Below are 8,519 nucleotides of genomic sequence, written 5' to 3' on the forward strand. Positions count from 1 at the left end.
GTTCAGTGGACTGCTGTGGCAGCCTTCTCGATCTCGGAGCGGGTGATCCGCTTGCGGAACACCCAGTAGGTCCAGCCCTGGTACAGCAGCACCAGCGGCAGGAAGATGACCGCGGCCCACGTCATGATCGTGAGCGTGTAGTCCGTGCTCGAAGCGTTCTCGATCGTCAGGTTGAACGCCGGGTCGATCGTCGACGGCATGACGTTGGGGAAGAGCGCGAGCCACAGCGTCAGCACGGCGAACATCACGGTGCCGGCGCCGAAGCCGAATGCCCAGCCCTCGCTGTTGCGTCGGTTCGCGGCGATCGAGCCGATCAGCAGCAGCGCCGCGATGACGGCACAGGCGAGCGAGAGCATCAGCAGCGGAGCGTCGTTCGCCACGGCCTGCATGATGGTCCACACCAGGAACACCGCGGCAACGACGACCGTGAGGATGCCGGACTTGGCCGCGAGCGCACGGGCGTCGCTGCGCACCTTGCCGTCGGTCTTCAGCGCGACGAAGTACAGGCCGTGGGTGAAGAACAGCAGCAGCGTGGTGAGTCCGCCGAGCAGGCCGTACGGGTTCAGAAGCGTCAGGAGCGAGCCGACGAACTCGTGGTCTGCGTCCAGCGGCACGCCCTGCACGATGTTGGCCACCGCGACACCCCAGAGGAACGCCGGCACGGCCGAGCCGATGACGATCATGCGGTCGAAGTTGCGGCGCCAGCGCACGCTGTCGCGCTGGTGACGGTACTCGAACGACACGCCACGGGCGATGAGGGCGAGCAGGATCAGCAGCAGCGCCAGATAGAAGCCGCTGAACAGAGTGGCGTACCACTCCGGGAAAGCGGCGAACAGGCAGGCGCCGGCGACGATGACCCAGGTCTCGTTGAGGTCCCAGACCGGCCCGATGGTGTTGATGACCTGGCGGCGCGAGACGTCGTCCTTTCCGAGGAAGGGGAGGGACATGCCCACGCCGAAGTCGAAGCCGTCGAGCACGAAGTAGCCGACGAACAGCACTCCGACGATGAAGAACCAGATGTACGCGAGATCCATGACGTGCTCCTAGTAGACCGTCGTCGGGGTGTCTTCGAGGGAGGTGGGCCCGGCGTCCTCGGCATCGGGGTCCGGAAGCGGGTCCGGGCCCTTCTGTGCTGCCTTGAGGATCAGCCCGAACTCCACCACCGCCAGCGCGGCGTAGATCAGGGTGAACGCGACGAGCGAGATCAGCACCGTCCAGCCGGGGACGTTCGGCGATACGCCGTCCTCGGTGAGCATGAGACTGAAGACGATCCAGGGCTGGCGCCCCATCTCGGTGAACACCCAGCCGACGAGGCTGCCCAGCAGCGGCAGCGGGGCCGACCAGATCGCGACCTTCCACATCCAGCTCTTGACGGGGCGCGTGGCCTTCTTGCGGGTGACCCAGAGACCCGCGACCGAGATCAGAGTGGCGACGCCGCCCAGGGCGATCATCCAGCGGAAGGACCAGTAGGTGACCCAGACGATGGGCATGTAGTCGATGCCGGCGCCGAACTGCTCGGTGTACAGCGCCTGCAGGTCGTTGAGGCCCTCGACGCAGCCGTCGAACGAGTGCGTGGACAGCAGGGACAGCAAGTAGGGGATGCGCAGCGACCAGATCTCCTCCGAGCCGTCCGGTGTGCCGATGGAGAACAGCGAGAACGAGGCGTCCGCCCCGCATGCCGTATTCCAGATGGCTTCGGCGGCGGCCATCTTCATCGGCTGCGTTGCCACCATCACCAGGCTCAGCTGGTCGCCCGAGATGGCGACACCGGCGAACGAGACGATCATGAACCACATGCCGAACCGCAGCGAGCGGCGCATCGTCTCGATGTGCTGCGCGCGGGACAGGTGCCAGGCGCTTACGGCGATGACGACCGCGGCGGCGAACATCCACGCCGAGAAGATGGTGTGCGGGAAGGCGGCGAGCACGACGGGGTTGGTCAGCACCGCGCCGATGTCGACCAGCTCGGCCCGGCCGCCGTCGGCGGCCATCTCGTAGCCGACCGGGTTCTGCATGAACGCGTTGGCGGCCAGGATGAAGTACCCCGACAGGGTGGAGCCGAAGACGACCGCCCAGATCGATGCCAAGTGCAGCCCCTTGGGCAGCTTGTTCCACCCGAAGATCCACACGCCGATGAAGGTCGCTTCGAAGAAGAAGGCCATGAGGCCCTCGAAGGCGAGCGGGGCGCCGAAGACGTCGCCGACGAAACGCGAGTAGGCCGACCAGTTCATGCCGAACTGGAACTCCTGCACGATGCCGGTGACGACGCCCATGGCGAAGTTGATCAGGAAGATCTTGCCGAACAGTCGCGTCAGGTGCAGCCACGCCACGTTCGCGGTGCGGTGCCAGACGGTCTGGAAGATCGCCACGACCAGAACCAGGCCCAGGGTGAGTGGGACGAAGAGGTAGTGGTAGAGCGTCGTGAGTCCGAACTGCCAGCGGGCAAGCAGCAGCGGGTCGAGCAGATCCATCGGGATCCTTCCTCAGAAGGGGGTTTTCTTATCGCTGAAGGTAGTGAGCCGATGCTCACCTTTCCCGGCATGGAGCCGTGAATAAGCCCCTGCTGTGGTCAGACCACGCAGGCCTGGTATGAGAATACCTCAGGTTCGGCAAAAAAACCGGCGCCTCGGCAGGTTCTCAGTCGGAATCTGGGCGCGCGAAACCGCCTCGCCTGGGCGCGAGATGGGGGTGGCGTGGGTCGGGGCTCAGCCCCGGGCGGAAAGCTGCACGATGCACTCGCGCGGATCGCACGACGAACGCATGCCGTCGACCGTGAGCGGGCCGCCCGCCTGGGCGATCACGCCCTGCATGAGCCCCAGGTGCACGGAGCACAGCACCTGACGGTGTCCGGCCTGCACCTCCGCGTGTGCGCACGGGCTGAGGTCGATGGTCAGCTCGGATTCGTCGACGATGGGGTCGAAGCCGGCGTCGACGAGGTTCTCCACCAGAGCGTCGACCTGGTGCAGCGCCTCCGTGGTCAGCTCCGGCGGCAGTTCGCTGGGGAGCACCCGGCGCATGAGGTCGCCGCGCTGTGCGGCTTCGCGCACCTTGCGCTGCTGCACCGGGCTGAAGGACTGGCCGCCGTCTGCCGCGCTGTAGAGCACCCGGGGCCGCCCACGGGTGGTGCGGTGCTCGATCTCGGAAACGATGTACCCGTCGTCGATGAGTCGCTGCAGGTGCTCGCGCACCGTGTTGGCGTGCAGTTTGGTCGCCTCCACCAGCTCCGCGACGGTGCGCTGCGGCCGCTCCTGGATGAGGTGGAGGATCTCCACGCGGGAGTAGCTGGAGATGGCGCTGTAGCCGGCGGGGCGTGTGGTCACACCCCTATTATTCACGGTGGCCAGACCACAGCGCCACCCGACCTTTTGCCGGGGGTGCGGCAGGCCCGTCGCCGTGTGTCAAGCCCCCCGCGTCGTGCTGGCGGCCGCACCCGCCGTCAGCCAGAGTGGGGGGATGATCGGCATCGTCTTCAATCCCACCCGTGTGGAGCGTTCCGCTCTCGAGCGTGCACTCGCCACACGTGAGCAGCCCGTCGAGGTGCAGTGGTACGAGACGACGGTCGAGGATGCCGGTGAGGGCGTGACACGGCAGGCGCTGTCCGACGGCTGCGAGTCGGTCGTCGCCGTCGGCGGCGACGGCACGCTGCGCGATGTGGCTGCGGCGCTGGCGGGGACTGACGTGCCGCTGGGCATCGTGCCGCAGGGCACCGGCAACCTGCTCGCCCGCAATCTCGGCATCACGCTCGGCGACATTCGCCGCGCGCTGGCTCGCGCGATCGACGGCGACGACTCGCCGCTGGACATCGGTCGGATCAACCTGCACGACCGGGGCGAGGAGTTCATCTTTCTCGTGATGGCCGGCTTCGGCATCGATGCGCAGATGCTCGCCGAGACCGATGAAGAGGCGAAGGAGAAGGCCGGCTGGCTGGCCTACGTCGGAGCGCTGGGTCGGGCGATGGCGGCCACCGACGTCGTCGAGACGACCGTGGTGTTCGACGCCGACCCGCCGGCGACCGAGCCGGCGCACACCATCCTCATCGGCAACTGCGGCACCGTGCAGGGTGGTCTGCGCATCCTGCCCGACGCCGAGCCCGACGACGGGCTGCTCGACGTGGTGCTCGTCGGTGGCGAAGGCCCCGAGGGCCTGCAGTGGCTGGACGCGCTGAAATCCGTGGTCTGGGACAACGGCATCCGTCGCGCCGTCACCCGCGACGACAGCGCGGTCGACACCGCCACCACGCGTCACCGTCAGGCCGTCTCGGTGCGGGTCACGCTGCCACGCCCGCTGCCGTTCGAGATCGATGGCGAAGAGGTCGGCGAGACCACGGACATCCTCGCCACCATCCAGCCCGGCGCGCTGATCGTGCGCCGCTGATCCAGAATTGAGGGCATGACCGAACCTCTTTCCGTCGCCGACTTCTGGAGCCTCCGCCGCGCCGAGATGCCGCATCTTCCCGATGAACCCGCCGAGGCGTGGGCGTTCGGGGCGACCCCGGAGCACGCCGACGGGCTGCTGGCCCTCGTGCTCGCCGGGGTCAAGACGGGTACTGCATCGTCGCTCTGGGATTACGAGGCGACGGGCGACCGGATGCCGCAGGTCGGAGACCTCAGCGTCATCCTCGACGGCGCCGGAGCGCCGCGCGCAGTCATCGAGACCACCGACCTGCGGGTCGTCCCCTTCGACGAGGTGGATGCCGAGCACGCGCACGCCGAGGGCGAGGGCGACCGCACGCTGGCGGACTGGCGCGCGGTGCACGAGCGGTTCTGGCGCGAGCACTCCGAGAACCCACGCGGGTACGAGCCGGACATGCCGGTGCTGTGCGAGCGGTTCCGGCTCGTGTATCCGCGGTGATCCGCGGCCGCGCCGTCGGAATTCCCGCTCTCGGCGCGAATCCGGCCCGCTGAGACGCGGTCGTCGACGCTCAGCAGGAATTCCGACGGCTCGCGTCGTTTTCCCGCGGGCTAGCCCTGCGCGTCCCAGACCACCGGCGTGGTGGTGCCGGTCTCCCAGTCGCGGCGCAGCACGCTGTAGGCCACCGAGGCCAGGGGGGAGCCATCGCGAACCGGCCAGGCCTCGCGGTAGTAGGCCTCCTGCACCCAGCCGCAGCGGCGGAACGTGCGGCGCATCGCTGCGTTGTCCTCGCGGGTCTGTCCCTCGAAGCGGGTCACCTCCGGCATGGTGGTGAAGACGCGCTCGGTCGCCGCCTGCAGGATCGGCGCGGCCAGTCCCCGCCCCCGCCACGCGGCGTCGAGGCGCAGGTCGAACAGCGGGGCGTCCTCGCTGAGGTCCTCGAAGCGGAAGAATCCGACGCGGTCGTGTTCGGCATGATCGATCCAGAAGGAGTCGTTGTCCTCGTCGCGGAACCGGCCGTCGTCGACCCATGACTCGACCTCTGCGCGGGTGGGCTGCGCCGCCACGTGGTGCGGGAAGCGGTTGCCCGTGAGGAAGGCGACGAGCGCCTCCCGCTCGGCTGCGGGGTCGATGCGGGTGAAGGTGATGCTCACCGAGCCAGCGTAGTTTCTCCCGATCCGTGCTCGAGGAGGAAGGCCCGCAGGACCTCGATCCAGCTGTCGAATGCATCCAGGTGTGCGTCATGGGTCGCGCCCGGGATGTCGGCGCGCATCGTGTGAGGGCGACGCGCGATCAATTCCGCCTTCTGTTCCGCGCTGAACAGGCCGTTCTCCGCGAAGACCGCGAGCGTCGGAACGGTCAGCTCTTGCCACTCCGTCCAGCGCGGCTTGTGGACCGCCGCTATGGTGCGCTCCATCACGTCCGCATCGAAGCGCCGTCGCAAGCCATCCGGTGTCGGCTCAAGATCGGCGATCCACGCTTGGGCCAAGGCGGATTCGCCGAGGAACGCACGAGCGTCGTCGGCGCTGGCGAAGACTGCGGGCCACGATCCGAAGAACGCGCGGAGGTGCGCCGCCTCATCAGGCTCGTCCGTGCCGAAGGCATGCCCCTCCAGCATGACGAGCCGCTCTACGAGATCCGGCCTGGCCGCGGCCGTGAGGAAGGCGGTGTGCGCGCCCATCGACTGACCCACCAGCGTCGCGGGTCGACCGGGAGACAACTGCGTGATGACTTCCACGATGTCGTCGACGAAGGCCTGGCGAGAGAGGTCCTCCGGTCTTCTGGAGCTCTGTCCGTGCCCTCGCTGATCGACGAGGACGACGCGGAATGCATCGGTCAATGCGTCGGCCGTAGCCAGCAGTTCGCGCGCGCTTCCCGCCAATCCATGGAGAAGCACGAGCAGCGCGCCGTCTCCACCACGATCCACGACGGATATCTGCACACTGCCGCGGTCGATCAGCACTCGGTTCTCGCTCATGCCGTCCTAGGGGTACGAGAGGTATCCGGTTGCAGGGTCGATTCCCGCGAGGAAGTCGCGAATGTCCGCAACCTGCTGTTCCCGACTGATCTGTCCGGAGATGCCGACCGTGCTGAACCCGTAGCCATCGTTGGGGCCAGAGATCCAGTCGTAGTGAATCGAATCCAAGTGAGTCGAACCGCCATCGCGCCTGCGCGCGGCGAACGTCTCACCGTCGACGGTGACGTTCCCGAGGTCGGTATAGCTGTGCGTGTCCGGGAGAGCGGACGTCGGGACGTACACCCAGCCCTCGTCGGTGGGCTCGGGGTCGCTCGGCATGCGTTCGACCCTATCGAGGGGCGTCAGAGCGCGTGCGCGTCGACTCGATCTTCCGTGCTCGGCTTCCATCCCAGCGCCGGTGCGACGTGCTTCGCGAACGACTCGATGATGCGCAGGTTGAACGCAACGCCCAGCTGGCTCGGAATCGTGAGCATGAGGGTGTCGGCACTGGCGATCGCGGCATCCTGCTTCAGCTGCTCGACGAGCGCATCGGGGGATGCCGCGTAGGTCTTGCCGAACGTCGAGCGGATGCCGTCGATGTACCCGACGCCCTCGCCCTCGGACGCATGGCCGAAGTACAGCTCGTCCTCGGCCGTGGTGATCGGGAAGATCGAGCGGCTCACCGACACCCGCGGCTCGCCGGGGTGACCGGCCTCGCGCCACGCGGCGCGGAAGGCGTCGATCTGCTCGGCCTGCAGCACGTCGAAGGGCACGCCCCGGTCCTCGGTGAGGAGGGTCGAGGACATGAGGTTCACCCCCATCGTTCCCGCCCAGGCGGCGCTGTCGCGGTTTCCGGCGCCCCACCAGACGCGGGAGCGCAGGCCGGGGGAGTACGGCTCCACCCTCTGCATGCCGGTGCCCCCGCCGAACGGGCTCTGCGGGTCGCGCTCGGCCAGTCCCTCGCCGTCGATGGCCCGCAGGAACAGGTCGAAGTGGCTGCGGGCGATGTCGGCGCCGCGCGGGTCTGTGGAACCGGTGTAGCCGAATGCCTCGTAGCCGCGCACGACGGTCTCGGGTGAGCCGCGGCTGACGCCGAGGGCGAGCCGGCCGTCGCTGATCAGGTCGACCGCGGCGGCCTCTTCGGCGAGGTGCAGCGGGTTCTCGTACCGCATGTCGATGACGCCGGTGCCGACCTCGATGTTCTTGGTCGTCGCGGCGATCGCCGAGAGCAGTGGCATGGGCGAGGCCTGCTGGCGCGCGAAGTGGTGGACGCGGAAGTACGTGCCATTTACCCCGAGGTCGTCCATGCCCTGCGCGAGGTCGATGGCCTGGCATATCGAGTCGCCGGCGGTCAGCTCCCGCCCTCCGCCGAGGGGTCCATAGTGGCCGAACGAGAGCGTTCCGAAGCGTTGCATATCGAGTGCAACCGATGCCACGCGGCATCCATTCCGGTCCCGCCCGGTCGTCGCGAACGGCCGTTCAAGCGCCTGGGAACGGGGCCCTCGCGTCCACCGAAGCGTGGGGGCCGGGGAGCGTGAGGGCGCGGCGGCGGCGGGCGTACCGGTTTGGGTCGTCAGGAACGTCCCGCGTGGGGCGCGGAAGGGGCCGGGTGGGACGACCGACCGTCCTGGGCGCGCCGCCGCGCCTGCATGAGGGTCGCGACCACGCGCCAGCCCACGAGGAGCAGCAGCAGCGTGAGCGTCGCCACGATGATGAAGGGGAGCGCCGTGCCCTGGCCGGTCACGGCGCGCAGCACCATGCCACCGGCGACCGTGATCGCCCAGACGCCGAGGCCGGTGCGCACCGGCGCGGCCGGTCGGCGCCAGGCGAGCGTCACCACCCAGCCGACCACGAGCGCGGCCAGGAACGGCCACGCGGTGGTCACCAGGCCGAGTCCGAAGGGCGCGGAGTCGTGGCTCGCCCGGCCTATGGCGGCGAAGAGCGTGACGAGCACGACGTCGAGGGCGAAGGCGGTGACGGCGGAGCGGGTCATGCCTCCATTGTCCCTGCCCGGGGTTGCTCACCTGTCGCGGATAGCGCCTTCCACCGGCGGGAAACCGTCATCCGCGACGGGTGAGGCGGAGGCGGTGGGCGGGGGAGCGGGCGCGGTCTCGGCGGCGAGGGCCAGCACGATCTGGCGCCACCGCAGCAGGAAAGCCGGCTCGTCCAGGCGCCGGCGCCGCATCCAGGTGGTGACCTCCTCGTTGCACTT

10 protein-coding genes and 1 pseudogene are annotated in these 8,519 nt (G+C 68.6%); 2 read left to right on the top strand and 9 right to left on the bottom strand.

Features of this window, described 5'->3' with window-relative positions; genetic code table 11:
* Positions 1-2: 2 nt before the first annotated feature.
* The 3 genes from cydB to NQ160_RS13790 form a co-directional block, all read right to left on the bottom strand.
* Positions 3-1,034 (bottom strand): cytochrome d ubiquinol oxidase subunit II, encoded by a 1,032-nt coding sequence (gene cydB, locus NQ160_RS13780; RefSeq protein ID WP_257515784.1) that lies wholly within the window; start codon positions 1,032-1,034, stop codon positions 3-5.
* 9 nt (positions 1,035-1,043) lie between these two features.
* Entirely contained in the window at positions 1,044-2,471 is a 1,428-nt protein-coding gene (locus NQ160_RS13785; RefSeq protein ID WP_257515785.1) for a cytochrome ubiquinol oxidase subunit I, read from the bottom strand.
* Positions 2,472-2,705: 234 nt separating this feature from the next.
* Positions 2,706-3,320 carry a helix-turn-helix transcriptional regulator gene (locus tag NQ160_RS13790; RefSeq protein ID WP_257515786.1) on the bottom strand — a complete coding sequence of 205 codons (615 nt, stop codon included), beginning with the start codon at positions 3,318-3,320 and terminating at the stop codon, positions 2,706-2,708.
* 133 nt (positions 3,321-3,453) lie between these two features.
* On the opposite strand from NQ160_RS13790, the gene NQ160_RS13795 reads away from it, so the two are divergent.
* Both NQ160_RS13795 and NQ160_RS13800 read left to right on the top strand, forming a co-directional pair.
* On the top strand, positions 3,454-4,374 hold the full coding sequence (locus tag NQ160_RS13795; protein ID WP_257515787.1) for a diacylglycerol/lipid kinase family protein: 921 nt from the start codon (positions 3,454-3,456) through the stop codon (positions 4,372-4,374).
* 15 nt (positions 4,375-4,389) lie between these two features.
* A complete protein-coding gene (locus NQ160_RS13800) occupies positions 4,390-4,851 on the top strand; it encodes an ASCH domain-containing protein (RefSeq protein ID WP_257515616.1) in 462 nt (153 codons plus the stop codon).
* A gap of 110 nt (positions 4,852-4,961) precedes the next feature.
* Here the strand turns inward: NQ160_RS13800 and NQ160_RS13805 are convergent, their stop codons facing one another.
* The 6 genes and pseudogenes from NQ160_RS13805 to NQ160_RS13830 form a co-directional block, all read right to left on the bottom strand.
* Complete coding sequence (locus NQ160_RS13805; RefSeq protein WP_257515788.1) at positions 4,962-5,504, bottom strand: GNAT family N-acetyltransferase; 543 nt, start codon at positions 5,502-5,504, stop codon at positions 4,962-4,964.
* A complete protein-coding gene (locus NQ160_RS13810) occupies positions 5,501-6,328 on the bottom strand; it encodes an alpha/beta fold hydrolase (protein ID WP_257515789.1) in 828 nt (275 codons plus the stop codon). Before NQ160_RS13810 ends, NQ160_RS13805 begins: the two co-directional genes overlap by 4 nt.
* A 6-nt stretch (positions 6,329-6,334) precedes the next feature.
* The gene (locus NQ160_RS13815) at positions 6,335-6,646 is read right to left on the bottom strand and encodes a hypothetical protein (protein ID WP_257515790.1); all 312 of its coding nucleotides are present in this window, start codon (positions 6,644-6,646) and stop codon (positions 6,335-6,337) included.
* 23 nt (positions 6,647-6,669) lie between these two features.
* A complete protein-coding gene (locus NQ160_RS13820) occupies positions 6,670-7,722 on the bottom strand; it encodes an LLM class flavin-dependent oxidoreductase (RefSeq protein WP_257515792.1) in 1,053 nt (350 codons plus the stop codon).
* Between the two features lie 158 nt (positions 7,723-7,880).
* A complete protein-coding gene (locus NQ160_RS13825; RefSeq protein WP_257515791.1) occupies positions 7,881-8,300 on the bottom strand; it encodes a DUF3054 domain-containing protein in 420 nt (139 codons plus the stop codon).
* Positions 8,301-8,327: 27 nt separating this feature from the next.
* Positions 8,328-8,519 (bottom strand): annotated as a pseudogene (locus NQ160_RS13830) (hypothetical protein); the annotation flags it as partial.

It is taken from the genome of Microbacterium sp. zg.Y909 (genome assembly GCF_024626565.1).